Raw genomic sequence first — 16,977 nt, forward strand, 5'->3', positions numbered from 1 at the left:
GTGGTAGAACAACAAATTCATGACATGATTATAACGTTTTGGCTACATAATTTAAGTAAATGATGATAAATATTGCTTTGACATTTGACGATGGGCCTTCTGTTTACACCGAAAAACTTATAGAGGAGCTTTTAGAACGTTCTATCAAAAATGTAACTTGGTTTGTATCTCGCAAGCAAGTTTCGAAATTTAATTACGTTGATAAGTTAAAAGCCTTGCAAAGTTTGGGAGGTGAAATTGGAATCCATGAAATCCATGATAGTAAGGATAATATGAATTGGTTCCCAATAAGTTCTAACTCTTACAAGACAGTAAAATCAGCTGTAGAGGATTTGAAAATTTTTCTCTCGGAGATGTCTGCTCACAATATTAACTTACGCTTTGTCCGCTTGCCGGGTGGGGAATATTCTGAAATTATTTCATATTTGATTGCAAAGGGATGCCCAACTCATCAAGCGCATTTTTTGACTACCAGCGTAATTGATGGAAATCCACTTCCCATGGAATTTTCTCAAGTTAAAAATGATTATGATTATTTGATAAGTGAATTGAATACGCTTGGCTTGAAAATCTGGTCAGGTGCGCCTAGAGGGTTTCCATTGCTTGGTGGAGGTGGTTTTTTTTATAATAGCTGGCAAGCAGAATGCTCGGGGATAAATATTGGAAGGGGTGCGGATAATTTAACTCTAAACCAGTCGACGGCAAGAAAAAGAGCCGGTGTTATTGAACAAAATTTTGGGATGTTTGAGCAATATCTGTATAGTGTAAAAGAATTTGGCTGCGAAAGGTCTCTAATAGTTTTAGCGCATGACACAAGTTTAGAAGATTTAGTAAAGATAGTTTCTGATATAGATAGGATGCAAGACCAAGCTGGGAAAAATTCTGTTGAATTAAACTTTCTTACAATTTCGGAATTGTTCAAAAAAATCAGAGCATAATCTATGCTCAGTTGATGGTTATGAAAAACAAAGTAAAATTGCTCGTTTGGATATTGATTTCAAATTTTTCGTTTAGCAAGTCCCGAAGACTGAAGTATTCGACAAAAATCAAAATCAAATACAAAAAAAAAATCGAGTTTAGTAGGATAAAATTTGTCAAAGTTAATGCTATCCAAATAGACAATTTTCTCTATGAAGATTTTAAGGATGGGATGGTGCTTTCAGTCCAAACTATTATAATCCATGTGAAATTTGGTTTTTTTTTAGCTGATAAATTTCGAATCCTAAATTTAGAAATACTGAATGGTAACCTATCGATAAAATCTGAATCCGATCCTAACCGTGAGACCACCTTAAAAACCGAAAAGATATTTAATCCGCAAGCCTTTTTGCGGGGTTTTTACGCTTCAGTGGATAATATGCTAACCCAGATTATTGTTTTAAGTTTTAAGGCTATTAATGTTGAGAAATTCCTGGTAATAGATAAGAGAACTCTGATTGAGACAGATATTGCTCAATTCAAATTGACAGATCATAAGTACTATTGTGATTTAATTGTGAAAATTGCCAATTTAGATCCAAGCCGAATAATTATCGAAGGTGATCTAATGCCTTTGAAGAAAAGCATTCATTTCTCGCTTACTGCAAAAGAAATATTTTTTTATAATTCCTGTCGTGAAAAAGTTCATTTAAACAAGTTGAGAATTGATGCATTAAAAATCTCATCATCATTTCAAATATATAGTAAAACAAAAAAATATCTGTATGTTAATATAGTAATAAGAGGTTTTAGCATTAATTGGGATGCTTTATCTGATAAGGAAATTTCTAATCAAGATATGCATCTCGATATAAAATCTAAAAAAGATGATAAAGGTTTCTTTATCGATAAGATCTCAAGTTTTGGGTACAATAATTTATTTATTAATATAGGGTTTGAACATAGATTTCTTTCTCAGGATCGTGTTGAGTTGTTCCTGAATTTAAATAAATCAAAGATGTTGGAGATTCTGACCTCCTTTCCTGAAATGTTTTTTTCAAAAAAGATGAAAGACTCATTTTTTTTAGGTGCTGTCGAAATAACTTTTGAATTAAACTTTTTATTGAATAATCCAAACGATAAAACTATCAGTTTAACAAAGGAAGGTGGATTAGTGTTGGAATCAAAAGGCGATTTTGATTTACTCTACTTAAACTACCCGTTCTATCATTCAATATTTGATAACGGTCATTTAATAAAAACGATACAACTAGATAAATCCAATCCTAAATATACTAACCTTGAGAAAGTATCTAAAAGTCTCATAGATGCGGTTATCTGCCTGGAGGATCCAAATTTTTATGTGCATAAAGGCATTGATACAGAGGGGCTAGCTTTAGCCATCTTTACCAATATTGCAACTGGTAAATTTTCTAGGGGTGGGAGTACAATCACAATGCAACTTGCTAGAAATTTATATCTTAACCACAAAAAAAATGGCTTCAGAAAGCTTGATGAATATATGATTACCTGGCTGTTGGAAGATGTTTTCAAAATTAAAAAAAATAGGTTATTAGAAATTTATCTAAACATTATAGAACTAGGTCCCAATATATATGGAATAGAGGAAGCTTCTAACTTTTATTTTTCTAAATCAGCTAACGAACTAACACTCACTCAATCATTTGTACTCACATATATAATTCCAAGGCCAAAATTTTTTTTGGATGCGGTTAGAATTAAAAGCCCTGTACTAGCAGTGAATCTTTTTAGGCATTTTCAGTATCTGTCAAAAAAGATGCTTAAAAACGGTATGGTGTGTATTGAGGAAATTGAAAACTTAGAAAAGGTAATAATATTTAGTAATAATCTGGGTGAGATCAATATTCGTGAAGTCTAATGTGTCGAGCCAGAAATTAGTTAAGCATTACACCTTTAAACATTGGGGAAAGTCTCCCTCAAAATTGCCAGTTTCCATAATAAAAATAATTCCAGTAAGATTTGCGTTTAATAACAATTAATTTAATAATGGATATCAGGTTATATCCATTGGAGGTATAGTTTTTTAATTAGAAGTCTTTTAACCAGGAATGAAGTTAAACTCGGAATTGACTTTTTCGGAAATAGGAGGTAGTTTAACGTCTTTGCTAGAAATTTTTTTACTGGGAAAATTGATGAATATTTTGGTCATAATTTCCTCAATTGGAATATAGAAGTTTAAGTTTAAGATGTGTTATCTGTAATGTTTTTGATTATCAATTAAATGCTGTGGTTAGCCTTACAGGTTCTAAGAAGTCACATAATCTAGTTTATGAACACAAACATTTCGAATTTGGAAATCAGGATAATACAGTGATTAAAAAAGAATTCCTAATTCCGTATCAGAAAGGTTAGAAGTTCATTATACTTTGTGTGATAAAACAAATTTAAGTTAACAGATAAGTCTAAGAAACTTAAAGTAACTCAACACTCAATCAAGCGTCATTTTTGGAGGTATGTTCACTGAGTATGGCTATTATGATATGCAACAAGTTATAGCCTCCGCATTTGCCAAAAGTGAAAAAACTCACGGAAGACAAGTTTTTATAAATAATCTTAATATTAAGATCGGATTTTAGATATAGGACAATTCAGAATTTTAATGATAATATAATGAAAGAGAAAATTAATCTGTTTATTCAAGATAGCGGTATAACTAGAGAACAACGAGAAAATAGGAATGGTGCAAATGCTTTCACAATTTGGATGACTGGGCTATCTGGAGCTGGAAAATCTACCCTTTCGATAAGCTTAGAAAGATGGCTTTTCAATAACTCTTATAATTGCTATCGATTAGACGGCGACAGTATTAGACAGGGTATGAATCGTGATCTTGGCTTTTCAAAAGTAGACAGAGCAGAAAATATTAGAAGAGCTGCTGAAGTCTGTAAATTATTTAATGATTCTGGAATTATTGTTATAGCATCATTTATATCGCCTTTTTCAGAAGACAGGTCTATTGCGGAGAATATAATAGGAAAAAGATGGTTTCATCTAGTTTATATTAATGCCAGCATCGAAGTTTGCAAAAAACGTGATGTAAAAGGATTATATAAACTGTCAAGTGAAGGCAAATTAAAAGATTTTACAGGAATTGATAGTCTATTCGAGATTCCAGAATCGACTTCATTAACCCTGAATACGGAGATATTAAGTGAGACAGCCTCTTTAAATATCCTGATTCAATTTGTTCAAACAATTATTACGGGCAAAAAGCCATAACCAACTGATTCTGCTCCGATAAGAATAATCTGTTGATTAATACTTTTGTTTTGTGCCGTTAGGCAATCGGGAATAACCAAGTTGGCCTTTCCAAAAGAAAAGAATATAAATTATTACTGGAGAATTGTCATGGGTTTTGCGATAACTTGCGATTTAGATTGGACTATCATTGTGTTCCGGAATCAAGGCTGACCTAAATGTGTGTTTCCCTCTGCCCAGTGCTAGTCTTTATAAAATGTTTTGATTACATCGGTGCGTTAGTTCCCATGTGCTTCCGCATTCAGTTTTTTCGAAGCCAGGCCAAATACACATAAAGGCTTTATTAGTTATTCTGCGCTCAAGTCACCACTTTTTAAGCTCTCTGTAATATTTTTTGCTACCATTCCGATAGATTCTATAATCAGTAAAAAGGGATTTTGTTGATAAAATGAAAAAATACGAAAAACCCACAGGGTAAAACGTATTATTTTTTATTTGATTACAATCAATTTTTCCCTGATATAAGTAAGCCAAAATACATCATTTTCGTTTTGCTTTAAATTTAAGGCCAGGGCATCCATTTTTAACGATATTTAGGTTGGACCATACAAAAAAAGAAATGACCTGACTGGAATTGTCATTTTACTATACCGTGTTTCGAAAAAAAAAGATCAAATTAGACTTGCAAAATGAGTGGTAGGAAAACTCCATTTTTTTCTACGTCTTAAAAGTGATCAATTCCACTTATCCAGAACGATACTTCAGGGCTAGGTTATTTTTTTAGCAATGAAATTAGCTCGTCTTTTTCTTTGATCCTAAGTTCATATTGCTCGATAAGCTTTTTTATGGCTTCCTGGTCATGGAATGGACCAGCGTTACATGCAATGGTAAGCTTATCATTGTTTTGCTGATGAGTAATTTTTCTTTCATTGAAGAGGTCCGAAATAGAGACCTTAAGTACCTCAGAAATTTTCAAAAGTTTCGGTACCGTTAATCTTCTGTCATCTTTTTCTAAACGGCCGTAGTTACTTTGAGCAAGGTTAAGTTCTAATGCCATTTTTTCTTGCGAGATGTTCTTCTCTTCGCGCAATTTTCTTATTGTTAAGCCGATTTGAGTCATTATTTAGATTTTTATTTATGAGAGGATTAAATTTTATTCATAATATAGATTGTTCAGTTCTATATTTGGCGTTAAATTAGTAAAAGGAATGTTACTTTAAAACTAAAAAACTCAATCTTTTAAAAACCTAAAAAAATTATGAAAAAATTATTGCTCCTCATGACAGTTATGTTTGGATTTGCAAGTTTAACATTTGCAAAATCCGGAACAAAGGCTGTGAAAATGTCCGTTAAAAAGGAAATTGTTAAGACCATAAAAGAAACAAAGTTGACTAACGAAACGTTTACATGCGTACCAGTTACTATTGTTGAAACAACTTTTTGGGACTATGAATCCGATGGGACTGTTAGCGAACACCACATCGTTACCGCTTTGATTGACGGTCCCTGTCTTCTTAGCCTGATCTATGGGTACTGATCCCATCAGATCATGCAAAATTAATTTTGTAAAAAACAATTTAATATTCCATCTAAATTACAAAACTTTATGAAAAAACTATTATTAATGCTCGCCTTGATGTTTTCAGTAGCAACAATTTCATTTGCCGCTACAAAAACGGTAAAATCCGGTTCCAGTAAACAAACTGTTAAAAAAATAGCCGGTAAACTGAAAGACAAGAAAACTGAAATCTGTTTAACAATTTCCGCGACAACCTATACAGAATATGATTCCGATGGGGGACAGATCAGCTATACAATATGGTCTCTTGACTCCTTAGATCTTGGCTGTTTATACAGGATGGCTGGCTTACAATAGTTAAATGTTGACATTCCTAAAGATCCATTTGTTTTAATTAGCTAATGGATCTTTTATTTTTTATATCTTAGATCACAATCAGATTATGCTTAAAAAATTCAAAATATTCTTCTTGCTCCTCTGCACCGCCAGTGGTGCGATTGCCCAAGGAAACAATCCGGCATTGGGGCAGGTAACATACGCGTTCAGAACGGCTTATATCAAGACCGATAGCGGTATTGTTGCCCCCACGTCCTATCAGGTTGCAAACTATAGGCTGTTGTTTGGTCAGAACTCATCTCTTTACAGCCTGATCAGCAGGCCGGTGAATACTGTAAATTTCACCAGTGGAATCGATACAGCCGAACTGTTCAAGAACAAGGGCGCAAGGGATCTTGTTTATAAGGAAATAAGTAAAGTTGTACCTTCGAATGCTAAAGGCAGGGAAACCAATTACCTGAAAAAGTATGGTTCAAGGCTATTGACCAGGCAGGAAATAGGCACCACAAATGAGAAGTACCTGATCCTTGATACCGTTCCGGAAATTAACTGGCAGGTTTCTGAGGAAACCAAGGTGATATTGAGTTATAGCTGTCAAAAAGCGGTAGGCAGCTTTAGGGGCGCAACTATACGGCGTGGTTTACTACCCAGATCCCGCTGCAGACAGGCCCCTGGAAATTGGGAGGGCTTCCTGGTCTTATCTTAGCTGCCAGTGATGATAAAAAGGAGATATTCTTCGAAGCCACAAAAATTGAAATACCTGCCACTGGTTTTGAGATACCGGAAAACCTCACCGGCGATACGGTAACTGCCTCTAAATTTGTTGAGCTGAACACTTCCAATCTCACCAAAAATAAAGAAAAACATGATGCTATGATGAAGGCCGCGGGACATACAGTAATTACCAAGAGCGGGGGCAGATCCGTTTTGATAGAACTCAATAAAAACTAGAATATTTAAATGCTTAAAATTTTCTGCTCTCTCTTAATCTTTTTTACCTTATTTACCTTTTCTTTTCTTTATGCACAGCGGAATGTCACAGGAAAAATAGCAGATGCTTCTGGCAAACCTGTTTCTAGTGCCAGCATAATACTGAAGTATACCAAAGAAGGCAACCCCCAAACAAAATACACATTAGTAAAAGCTGACGGCACCTATAGTATCAGTCTGGTTGAAGGAGCACTAAAGCCGGGCCTGCAGTGCATTGCCCTTGGCTTCCAAAGCCAGTACATTGACCTGGACTCTATAAGAACAGATTATAATTTTGTACTTCAGCCCAGCGTAATCAAGTTGGACCCGGTAAATATTACAGCCAAACAAACGGTAAGGGTGAAGGACGATACCACTACTTTTTTGGTAGAGAAGTTCAGCAAAAAAAACGAGCAGACGGTTGAAGACCTGATTAAGCGCCTGCCTGGTATGAGCGTCGATAAAGACGGCAACATCAAGTATAACGGACGTCAGGTTGAGCGGGTGCTGGTGGAGGACGGTGATCTGTTCGAAAAAGATTTTAAGATGCTGACAAAAAATCTTTCTGCAGATATGGTGGAAAAGATACAGGCTATAGACAACTACAATGATAACCCTTTGCTATCCGGGCTGACCAAAACTGACAAACAGGTCTTGAATCTTAAATTAAAAAAAGATAAACTGCTGAATGTTAACGGCAATGTAAATCTGAACGCCGGTCTACCAAAGGATAAGTACGAGGGTAAAGTAAACCTGATTTCAATTTCGCCAAATTTAAAGGGCATACTCTTAGGGGCGGGAAACAATGTAGGTATCAACCCGTTTTCCATGCTAAATATTGCTGAACCGGTAGCCAACCAAAGGCGGTTCAACTTGGAGGATAATATAGTTCTACAAGCCAATAACAGGTTGGTGGAAATACCTTACCTATATTATCAAGGAATTGACCTGAACCGTAATAATTTTAATGATACCAAAATTGCTTCAGGCAATTTTATGTTCAGGCCTTTAAAAAAACTTGAGGTAAAGTTAGCTGCATATTTTCTTAATGATAATAATAGGCAGCAGCTGTATAACGATACCAGATTTGCTATCGATAATCAACCACCGGTTGTTTTCAACGAGGTGAATAACCTAAATAAACAGCAGCTTTATCAGGCTTACAATCTCACGCTGACCTATAGACCCAATAAACGACAACAGTTCAAATATGTGGGCAAGTTTAGCTTCAATAGCCTTGATCAACAAAATGAAGTACGCCTTGCAACGGGACCTTTATATCAGAACTTAGCTGAAAATGGCTACAGCACTGAACAGCGTTTGGAGTTCACCGACCGTTTGGCAGATGAAACGGCAATTGTTGTAGAAGTCCTGTATAACAACAGGAATAATAAACAATATTTAGGTATTAATCCCTCAAATTATATGGGGTTTTTGCCTGAAGGCATGACTGGGGATAGGGATATTTATCAAGATTCAAAATTTCCATTAAGACAGTTTTCTGGAAATGCAAGGTTTTTGGGCAAGGTATATGGACAAGCTTTAACTTTTAATGCTGGTTTTAACCATGTAGAAAGAAATTTCAATTCACTTTTATATAGCCTTAACACTGGAGGTGCAATCACAGCAGATGGTTTTGGTGGCACCTATGATAACTTAACCGAAAACATCTATTTCGATGGGGCGTACGATTGGAATATCTTGTCGAATCTGTCGCTGACCGTGAACAGTACCTATACTTTGGAACGCTATAAATTAAAAGTGGCGGGACCATCAGCAGAACTTATAAATGAAAACTATGATTATCTATTAAATAAGGTCAATCTAAGATATAAACTCGAAAATTTTGGGACTGTAAACCTACAGTACAACAACAATATCAACCTGCCGTTACTTACCGATGTCATACCTGTTTACTGGATGAATAACTATAAGAATTTTTTAAAGGGCTCAGGTACCCTGGTCAAAAAAGGGGGACAAAGCATTTCTATTTTTTACAGCCTTGCAGATTATAATAAACTTAGAATGCTTTTAACAACAGGGTTCGTTTACAGTACGAATCCGACAAATTATATTACTAACCAGCAGTTTACCCCTTTATATCAGGTTTATACAAAGAACCCTGCACAACATAATTATGCAAATTATCTTGCATATGGCCGATTGGAAAAATATATTGACCCCTTTAAGGGAAATTTGATTGTTGACTTCAACTCTTTTTTTACCAAAATAGCAGGTACGGCCAATAATATTGCCAACCTGATCGATTTCAACACCACTTCGCTACTTTTGGGTTACAAATCAGGCTTCAAGGGTTGGCTTAGCTTTGATGCAAACACTGCCTTACGTTTAAACAGACAGAAAACAACTGCTATAGTGGAGAATTTGGCCAAGACAGAAAGCATAGAAAATAAGTTAAGCATTTTTTTTATACCTGGGGACAGGTTTAATCTTGAACTTGATATGGAACAGTACTTCTTGCCTGTGAACAGTAGGTTTAAGCAGCTTGTGTTTTTCGATGTGAAAGCAAAATATCAGTTGAAAAATAGGGACTGGAGCTTGAATTTTACTGCACTTAATATCTTGAACAATAAAAGCCTGACTTTTGACTCCATTTCGCAGAACCAGTTCAGTACACAGAGCTATAACTTGGTCCCAAATACCTTTCTGATAGGTGTTTATTATCGCTTTCACTTAGCCAAACATTGATTTAAATCATCATATGGTGCTGCCAAACGGAAAAAGGCTTCTGACTACTCAAGGGTTCAGCCCTTGGTATAAGATGATTGCCAAAAACTTTGTTCACGGGGATAGACCGATCCCTTTGGCAACTGCCCAGAATTATTTTTCATCTCCTGATTCTTCGAAGTATATTTTTACATCGGAAAAGGATAGATCCTTTGATATCGTGCCGGTCAGATCCGAAAGCTAGACAAGCGGTCGGAGTTTGTAATTGAATCATGGTATAGTCAACTTAATCTTAAGGTTAATGAATTATCAAATGAGCAGATAATTGGCATACTTTCAATGACTTCAAACATTGGTAACAATGACAAGAAGAATACAAAAATTAATTTGGCTCCAATTGTTATTTTAATAATGATCAACCCCTAGGCCTAAGATAAGCTAGTTCGTATACAGGCGAAGGATAGATTTTACCAAGATCTTCGATCTATGTGTCATCAGACCTTGGCAAAATATTAATCAAATGAAGGTCTTTTGACCACTGCAGGTGAAAACCGTTTTACAGGAAATAGAAAAAACAGGAGAAGTTCAGGTAAACACTTAACAGGAATAAGAAAAATTGATATGAATAAACAGCCCGATTCTATCTTCTACAGCCATGTGTAGAGCCGGTTGTTGCCTGAAGACTGGCTTTTTTGTACTATGAATCTGATCTGTGAAAATATTTTTAACTGATTTTCAGTCGCTTATTGGGGATTATTCCAAAAGTGGCCACTTGTTTTTCTGCAAAGTGGCCACTTTTTTCGGTTCAAAATGGCCACTGTTTTCGCTTAAAAGTGGTCAATCGGCTCATTTTAAGCGGTTTTAAGGCTTGTTTAAAGCCAACCTGGTTCAATGGTTGTTTTTGTGCTCAAGGCAGCTTCAGTGGAGCGCTAAAGCGCTTAAAAATGGTTTTTTTAGAAAGGGTGTTGCTGGAGTTTTTTGTCTGTCGGTTTTTGGATGTAATTGTGCCCCAGAACAGCTTTATTAACTGGATAATCATATCCGGGATGCCGTGGAGCGGAGTTTTGTGCGGATGGAAGGCAGAGCATTGACAAAATTTCTTTTGCGGTGGTTCTGATAGGAATGGATATATTTGGGACTCTTCTCAAGATGTCCTGCTCAAAGTCGGGCTAATCTACGGGTGTACAGTTTGGAACGGAATCCTCTGTCTACTATTGCCGAAATCCCCAGCGCAAGTTCTGAAGTGCTGGATGTCCTTTTTTCATGATCTCATTCTGTAATTCTAAATATTCTGTGTTGTACTCGTCAACCGATTTTTTATCCGAAATTTCAAAATCCAGTGGTTTGATGAAAAAGTACTTCATCGTGTCCAGGTCATAGTTTTCCTTGCAGGAATAGCTGGTGAATAATGCTAAGTTGGCCTGGATGTTTGAGGGGTAAAGTATTGAGGTAGTTTGAATATCTTTTCCATCGAATTGCGTAGAGGGAAATTTGACCCCATGATAGCCGTTTATTCTAAGGGCCTCTGTCAGGATTTGTGCTGGTATGTATTCCTCTATAAAAGTTTGCCCGTGGGTTCTTTTGAAAGTACAGATTTGGGTAAGAATGAATTTTTTGAAGTCTCTGATAATATCTTTCAGGTTTGGACTATAAAGCGGATCGTTGAACTTTGGAATGCCGCCACCAGACCTAATCAGGTTGTTGAGCACGCCGTTGATCAGATTATGGATATGGTTGCTGACATCATAGATTTTTAATTTTTGGAAAGGTAGCTGAGTGTTTTTGTTGATGGTGTTTTCTATCATTTGATCATAAGCGAATGACGCAATGGCTATCTCATTAAAATTGTCCACTGAATGGCGTAGTTCATAGAGTACATCCAATATCGAGGATCCAATGTAAAGTATGGGCTGACCTGAAAAACTGAAACGTTGGTTGCCGATTAAGAATCTCTTATCAAAGGGGATATGATAGAAGTAGTCCTCACCGATTTTTGCATTACCTTCAGGCTTGGCTCTGCCCTTGTAGAATATCCCGAGTTCACCGGGGCTGATCACATCTGCTATATCGTACTTTTCAAGTACATCGAAGATGTGTATTGTAGCCTTGTAATGTTTACCATCTATGAATAGTTGGTAGGATTTTATCAAATCACTAAAAAATTCTTGAAATTCATCTTTTTTGGTCTGTAAGCCTTTATAAGCACCATCTATCCAGTCGTATAAGGTATCTTTGGAATGGTATGGCAGATGGTCAAAATATTTAACTTTATGTGCGGATACCAGGTTGTCAAAGGACTCGAAAAATAATTGGTAATAATTTTCCAACGTGTTTTCAAAACGGTTGGAGGATTGATCTGAGGCTTTTTCTTTTAGTCTGTACTGAAAGGCGTCGGATAGGAATGTGTTTAAATCATTCATTTGCTGAGTATATATATATATATATATATGGTTAATTTATTTGCAATTTAAAAACTAAAAGCCTTTTGCCAACAACTTACTTGGTTTTGCTAGTGGCAGGCAAAATCTTGTTTTCAAATTTTCTACTGTTTTTGCCGGCCTACAGGCAGATCGAAACGCCACTGTATAGGATGGGTAATCATTTCGTTAAAACTGTACCGTTCATTTCCAGCTAATATACAAACAAAAAATTATACAAACATTTTTGTTTGTATAATTTTTTGTTTGTATAATTGTTTTCTAACATTGAGTCAAATGGCAAAACTGCATAATAAAGTCGGACCGCCTGTTGAAGGAGCGGATTTTTTTGGAAGGGAAAGTGAGGTGAATGACAGCTGGTCGGATCTGGAAGACGGAAACCATCTCCTGATTTCCGCGCCACGGAGGATTGGTAAAAGTTCATTGGTGAAGCGTCTCCTTTCTGAGGCCGATAGCCAGGGCTGGAAATCCACTTATGTCGACGTACAGGGGTTAGGAAGCGAAGTTGAATTTTATAAGGTGTTTACCGAACATCTCAAGAAGGATGGAACAGGCTGGTTCGTGAAAAACAGGCAAAGGGTGCTTGAAGGGATCGGCAATGTGCTTTCGAAGTTTGAAGTTTCTGTAGCGGCAAACGATATAAATATTAAGCTGTCTTATAACAGCAAAGAAGTTAAGGACCTGCGTGATGGCATAGAGGCATTGCTGGAGGGGTGCGGAGATATGCTTATAGCAATTGATGAGCTGCCCTTTTTTCTGGCCAGATTGGAAAAGGAATCCGATGGACCGTTACGCGTTTCGGATTTTTTACACTGGCTACGTTCTTTCAGGCAAAAAAAGGGCAGTGGGATAAGATGGGTATTCTGTGGCTCCATTGGTCTGGATACTTTTACAGAACGGCTCAAACTTTCAGGCGCTTTCAATGATGTCCTGAACTTTCCCATAAGTGCGTTTGATGATGCGACCGCGATCAGGTTTTTGATCCAGTTAGGAAGCGATAATGGTCTGGCAATTTCCCAAGAGGTGGCAGAACAGATAATAGAGGTAATCGGTTGGCCGCTGCCTTATTTCCTTCAAGCCCATTTTAAACAGTTAAAGCGCATCAAATCACAGGATATGAGAAAACCGGTGACATCTGATGAAATAAAACAGGCCTATGCAAATATTATACGTGATACCTCTTCGCTTAAAACATGGGAAGAAAGGCTGGACGATCAATTGCCATCGTCTGATGCCGGCCATTGCAAGGTAATACTCAAGAATTTATGTAAATCAAAAAAAGGGCTTTCAAGAAAGAAACTCTTTGATCTGCTATATAATAGTTTTTCGGACGTCCAGAAATGCGAGGATGCATTGGCCTCATATATCGCAATGCTGGACCGTGATGGCTACATTATAGAAGTTAACGGTAATTATAGCTTCAGATCCCCGCTACTGAGGGATTTTTGGTACAAAATGAAAGTGAGATAGAGAAATGAAAAATAAAGATAATTTGATTTCGGTAAACAGCCTGCACTATTTCAATGCGCACACCAGGAGTGCGGAAGATATCGTGAATACTTTTATCGCCCGCAGGTCGGTATTAAAAGAACTTGAAGATGGTGTGCTTTCTGAACCCAAAAACAGCATTCCCCAGCATTATATGATCATCGGTAGCCGTGGGATGGGAAAAAGCACTTTATTGAGACGTCTGGAGATTTCCATCAGGTCCGAGCGGTTCCGTGACAAGTTCGTGCCCATACTGTTTCCAGAGGAACAATATAACATCGACAGACTGTCTAAGTTCTGGCTCAACAGCCTGGATGCGCTTGCCGATAGCCTGGAGATTGAGCAGAAACATGATGAAGCAGATCAGATCGATGCCATTATCCGCGACATGGATAGTGTCTCTAATGAAGAACGGCTTACTGAAATGGCCTATGATGCCCTTATGGAAATATGTAAAAAGATGGGAAGGCGTGCGGTTTTCCTATTGGACAACATTGACATTCTTTTCGAGGGTATTTCTCCCGATGAACAGTTCAAGCTCCGCAAAGTCATTACCGAAAACGGTGCGCCGATTTTTATCGCGGCGAGTACAAACAATCCTGCGGAAAGCCAGGACTATGATGCGGCATTTTATGATGCATTCGACAACATTTACCTGGAAAGGCTCAGCCAGATTGAAATGCGGGAACTTTTGCTTTATCTCGCCGAGCGGACAGGGGAAGACAAGAGTTTTGAAGCTATATACGAAAAGACCGGTCAGCTTGATGCACTGCACAACCTCACGGGTGGTAATCCTAGGATAGCGGTTTTTATGTTTCATCTTATCGCAAATGGACTTAGTGATAAGATTTTTGAAAACCTGAACGCTTTGCTCGATGTAATCACTCCGCTTTATAAGGCAAATTTTGAACAGCTCAGCAAACAGGCACAGGTGATTGTCGATGCCCTGGCATTGAACTGGGATCCCAGTGACCTGGATACTTTAAGCAGGGCAACCAGGCTGGAAAATAATCAGCTCAGCTCGCAGCTTGAGCGCTTGATCAAACAGGGATGGGTAGAACGGGGGAACAGATTTTCGGTTGAAAAAAACAAGATGCTCGGAAAGGTGAAAAATTATGCGGTGAGGGAGCGTTTTTTCAATATCTGGTACATCATGCGCCGTGCCAGCCGAAGACAGCGGGGAGACCTGAAAAGCCTTACCTGTTTTTTGGAAACCTTCTATACGCCCCAACATCTGGATATTGAGAAGCAGCGTATTATCCAGTTGCTCAGGGAAAATCTTGATAGCGACAGGATTACCTATGCGCTGGCGCTTTCCAAAGCCTTCAACAAAGGTAAATACAACCAGATGGAAGAAGAAATTTACAGAGAGGTCCTTTCAAAAACGAAGGGCGACCTGGGAGAGATTTCGAAATACCTTGATCCGGATATTATTCCGCATGAGGTTCTGGCCGATTTCATGAGTGGAAATACCGACCTGCTTTTTGATTACATTCAGATCCTGATGGAAAAAGGTGAGTACCAAAAACTGGAAAAACTGCTCCTGTGCATGATCGATATGGAAAAATTTTCCGATAGTGCTTATCTGAATGTCAAACTTGGACAGGTGTATAAGGAGCTTGACAATATTTCGCAGGCAGAAAAACACTATGCTACTGCTCTCGATATTGATCCTGAGGATGCATGGGCGCACTCGCACATGGCGAGGTTAAAGGAGGAACTAGGGAAACTTGATGAGGCAGAAACAAATTACGTCAAAGCAGCTGGCCTATCTGATGACCCGTTCTATCCATGGTTATTGGCAGAATTTTATCTCAAAAATGGAAAAGAAGAAAAAGGGGAAGAAATATTGAAGGAGGTAGTTGAACTGCATCCTAAATATGTCCATGCGATAAATTCACTGGCATTTTACTACATGAGCGGTACCAAGCTCGATAAAGCGATTGATATGCTTCAAAGGGTAGTTGATCTGGGGGATGCACCCGCGGATGCCTATTATTTTTTGGGCCGTTGCCAATGGTCTGAAAAGAGCGGGGACGCCCTTGATAACTTTGCGGCTGCTGTGCAGTTAGCTCCTGATGCTGCTAATTACTGGTTTTATCTGGGGTTATGCCAACGGGAAAAAGGTCAGGTGGAACAGGCTCAGATCTCCTATGAGAAAGCCATTGAACTGGAACCTGATAACGTTGACTATGTTGCAGGGTATGGCAGGTTTCTAGCTGCGTGCAAAGAAGATTTTCAGAAAGCGGCAAAAGTGTTTTATCGTGCAATAGAAATTAAGCCGTCTGCCAAATTATATTTGCAGCTAGCTGCCTCAGTTTCCGTTCTAGCAAGGCATGAGGAAGCCGTATGGGCCTTTAAGAAAGCGATAAGTCTTAAGAAGGATTATGCAGAAGCCTATGCGGGACTTGCGATGCATCAGGAGATATTTTTAAAGCAAATTGATCCTGCCTTGAAGAATTACAGGAAAGCGCTCAAGCTTGATCCTGAACAGGATGAGGTGTGGTATTTTTACGGAAATTTGCTACAGTATAAAATTGGGGATTTCAAGGAGGCAAGATTAGCTTATGAAAAGTCGATTTCCATAGCTGAACCTGATATAGACGTGATTGATGATTATGTCATACTGTTAAGGGACAGGATTGGGCTTAGAGAGGAGGCATTCGCTATATTTGAGCAACATCAGCAGCTTTTCAGCCGGGACGGTTTTTCAAGGGGTTTGCAGCAGGCACTTTTTGCCCTTTATGACCATAATCTTGGCGATGCAAAAAAACACTGGATGACCGCGCTTAAGTTTGAGGGTGAAATAAGTGAGGGAAGGTTGGAAGCTTTATGGCGTGCAGCCGCTACGGCATCACAGCTGGGTTTTACCGATACCCTCGCGCTGGTTTTTGAAGAAAGTGGTAAGGACAGGGAATTGCGACCGGTATATGAGGCAATCAAAGCATTAATTGCCGGTTCTACGGATTATTTTCTGAACATAGCACCCGAAGTTGCTGATACTGCCATGCAACTATATGTGCAGATGAAAAATTATCAGGAGATGGGCGGCCACTAGTTCGCTATTTGTGCTAGATAAGTGTTGCAGGATTTTTCCACGCATTTGTTTGGTCCAGGTCGAACCATGCAAACTATTTTAATACATTTTTCGCCTAGCGCGTTTATTCAAGCAGCGGAACATTCGCCGAAAAGGCGAAGTTCCGCTTTATTTTTATCCAGAATCGTGGGGAATTGTAAATCTTTTAAGACTTAATGGTTGGCACATTTACGTTGAGTCATTTTAACGGATTTACCGGCAGCTGGAAAAGGTTTTGATGTTGAGTTCCAGTGAGCGGAAAGGGAATCCTATGTTTTGCGTTTTTTTTCTGTTACAAACCGCCA

The 16,977-nt window shown here is 38.0% G+C and carries 12 protein-coding genes and 1 pseudogene; 11 read left to right on the forward strand and 2 right to left on the reverse strand.

The genetic code is table 11. The features are described 5' to 3' along the window. Positions 1–59 precede the first annotated feature (59 nt). From H9L23_RS07745 to cysC, 5 genes are all read left to right on the forward strand, one after another. Positions 60–938, forward strand: coding sequence for a polysaccharide deacetylase family protein (locus H9L23_RS07745; protein ID WP_187594418.1), 879 nt, complete (start codon positions 60–62; stop codon positions 936–938). Positions 939–958: 20 nt separating this feature from the next. Continuing rightward, positions 959–2,818, forward strand: coding sequence for a biosynthetic peptidoglycan transglycosylase (locus H9L23_RS07750; RefSeq protein ID WP_187594419.1), 1,860 nt, complete (start codon positions 959–961; stop codon positions 2,816–2,818). A 1-nt stretch (position 2,819) separates the two neighbouring features. Beyond that, the gene (locus H9L23_RS27050) at positions 2,820–2,939 is read left to right on the forward strand and encodes a UDP-galactopyranose mutase (protein ID WP_187594420.1); all 120 of its coding nucleotides are present in this window, start codon (positions 2,820–2,822) and stop codon (positions 2,937–2,939) included. Between the two features lie 181 nt (positions 2,940–3,120). Beyond that, a complete protein-coding gene (locus H9L23_RS27055) occupies positions 3,121–3,312 on the forward strand; it encodes a UDP-galactopyranose mutase (protein WP_187594421.1) in 192 nt (63 codons plus the stop codon). A gap of 258 nt (positions 3,313–3,570) precedes the next feature. Beyond that, entirely contained in the window at positions 3,571–4,179 is a 609-nt protein-coding gene (cysC, locus tag H9L23_RS07765; protein ID WP_187594422.1) for an adenylyl-sulfate kinase, read from the forward strand. Positions 4,180–4,930: 751 nt separating this feature from the next. Here the strand turns inward: cysC and H9L23_RS07770 are convergent. Further along, positions 4,931–5,278 carry a helix-turn-helix domain-containing protein gene (locus tag H9L23_RS07770; RefSeq protein ID WP_187594423.1) on the reverse strand — a complete coding sequence of 116 codons (348 nt, stop codon included), beginning with the start codon at positions 5,276–5,278 and terminating at the stop codon, positions 4,931–4,933. Positions 5,279–5,416: 138 nt separating this feature from the next. Between H9L23_RS07770 and H9L23_RS07775 the strand changes: the two genes are divergently transcribed. From H9L23_RS07775 to H9L23_RS07790, 4 genes and pseudogenes are all read left to right on the forward strand, one after another. After that, a complete protein-coding gene (locus H9L23_RS07775) occupies positions 5,417–5,695 on the forward strand; it encodes a hypothetical protein (RefSeq protein WP_187594424.1) in 279 nt (92 codons plus the stop codon). A 69-nt stretch (positions 5,696–5,764) separates the two neighbouring features. Next, entirely contained in the window at positions 5,765–6,034 is a 270-nt protein-coding gene (locus tag H9L23_RS07780) for a hypothetical protein (RefSeq protein WP_187594425.1), read from the forward strand. Between the two features lie 85 nt (positions 6,035–6,119). Next, positions 6,120–6,964 (forward strand): annotated as a pseudogene (locus H9L23_RS07785) (GLPGLI family protein). Between the two features lie 9 nt (positions 6,965–6,973). After that, positions 6,974–9,691 carry a carboxypeptidase-like regulatory domain-containing protein gene (locus H9L23_RS07790; protein WP_187594426.1) on the forward strand — a complete coding sequence of 906 codons (2,718 nt, stop codon included), beginning with the start codon at positions 6,974–6,976 and terminating at the stop codon, positions 9,689–9,691. A gap of 1,190 nt (positions 9,692–10,881) precedes the next feature. On the opposite strand, the gene H9L23_RS07795 is transcribed toward H9L23_RS07790, so the two are convergent. After that, positions 10,882–12,090 (reverse strand): hypothetical protein, encoded by a 1,209-nt coding sequence (locus tag H9L23_RS07795; RefSeq protein ID WP_187594427.1) that lies wholly within the window; start codon positions 12,088–12,090, stop codon positions 10,882–10,884. 294 nt (positions 12,091–12,384) lie between these two features. On the opposite strand from H9L23_RS07795, the gene H9L23_RS07800 reads away from it, so the two are divergent. Then, positions 12,385–13,578, forward strand: a complete 1,194-nt coding sequence (locus tag H9L23_RS07800) for an AAA family ATPase (RefSeq protein WP_187594428.1) — start codon at positions 12,385–12,387, stop codon at positions 13,576–13,578. Positions 13,579–13,582: 4 nt separating this feature from the next. Then, positions 13,583–16,654 carry an ATP-binding protein gene (locus H9L23_RS07805; RefSeq protein ID WP_187594429.1) on the forward strand — a complete coding sequence of 1,024 codons (3,072 nt, stop codon included), beginning with the start codon at positions 13,583–13,585 and terminating at the stop codon, positions 16,652–16,654. The last annotated feature ends 323 nt before the right edge of the window (positions 16,655–16,977 follow it).

This window comes from Pedobacter roseus (assembly GCF_014395225.1).
Lineage (GTDB): Bacteria > Bacteroidota > Bacteroidia > Sphingobacteriales > Sphingobacteriaceae > Pedobacter > Pedobacter roseus.

Coding starts and splice junctions, on each gene's coding strand:
- H9L23_RS07750 (WP_187594419.1), top strand. CDS start 959: ATGAAAAACAAAGTAAAATTGCTCGTTTGGATATTGATTTCAAATTTT.
- H9L23_RS07775 (WP_187594424.1), top strand. CDS start 5,417: ATGAAAAAATTATTGCTCCTCATGACAGTTATGTTTGGATTTGCAAGT.
- H9L23_RS07770 (WP_187594423.1), bottom strand. CDS start 5,278: ATGACTCAAATCGGCTTAACAATAAGAAAATTGCGCGAAGAGAAGAAC.
- H9L23_RS07745 (WP_187594418.1), top strand. CDS start 60: ATGATGATAAATATTGCTTTGACATTTGACGATGGGCCTTCTGTTTAC.
- H9L23_RS07800 (WP_187594428.1), top strand. CDS start 12,385: ATGGCAAAACTGCATAATAAAGTCGGACCGCCTGTTGAAGGAGCGGAT.
- cysC (WP_187594422.1), top strand. CDS start 3,571: ATGAAAGAGAAAATTAATCTGTTTATTCAAGATAGCGGTATAACTAGA.
- H9L23_RS07780 (WP_187594425.1), top strand. CDS start 5,765: ATGAAAAAACTATTATTAATGCTCGCCTTGATGTTTTCAGTAGCAACA.
- H9L23_RS07790 (WP_187594426.1), top strand. CDS start 6,974: ATGCTTAAAATTTTCTGCTCTCTCTTAATCTTTTTTACCTTATTTACC.
- H9L23_RS07795 (WP_187594427.1), bottom strand. CDS start 12,090: ATGAATGATTTAAACACATTCCTATCCGACGCCTTTCAGTACAGACTA.
- H9L23_RS07805 (WP_187594429.1), top strand. CDS start 13,583: ATGAAAAATAAAGATAATTTGATTTCGGTAAACAGCCTGCACTATTTC.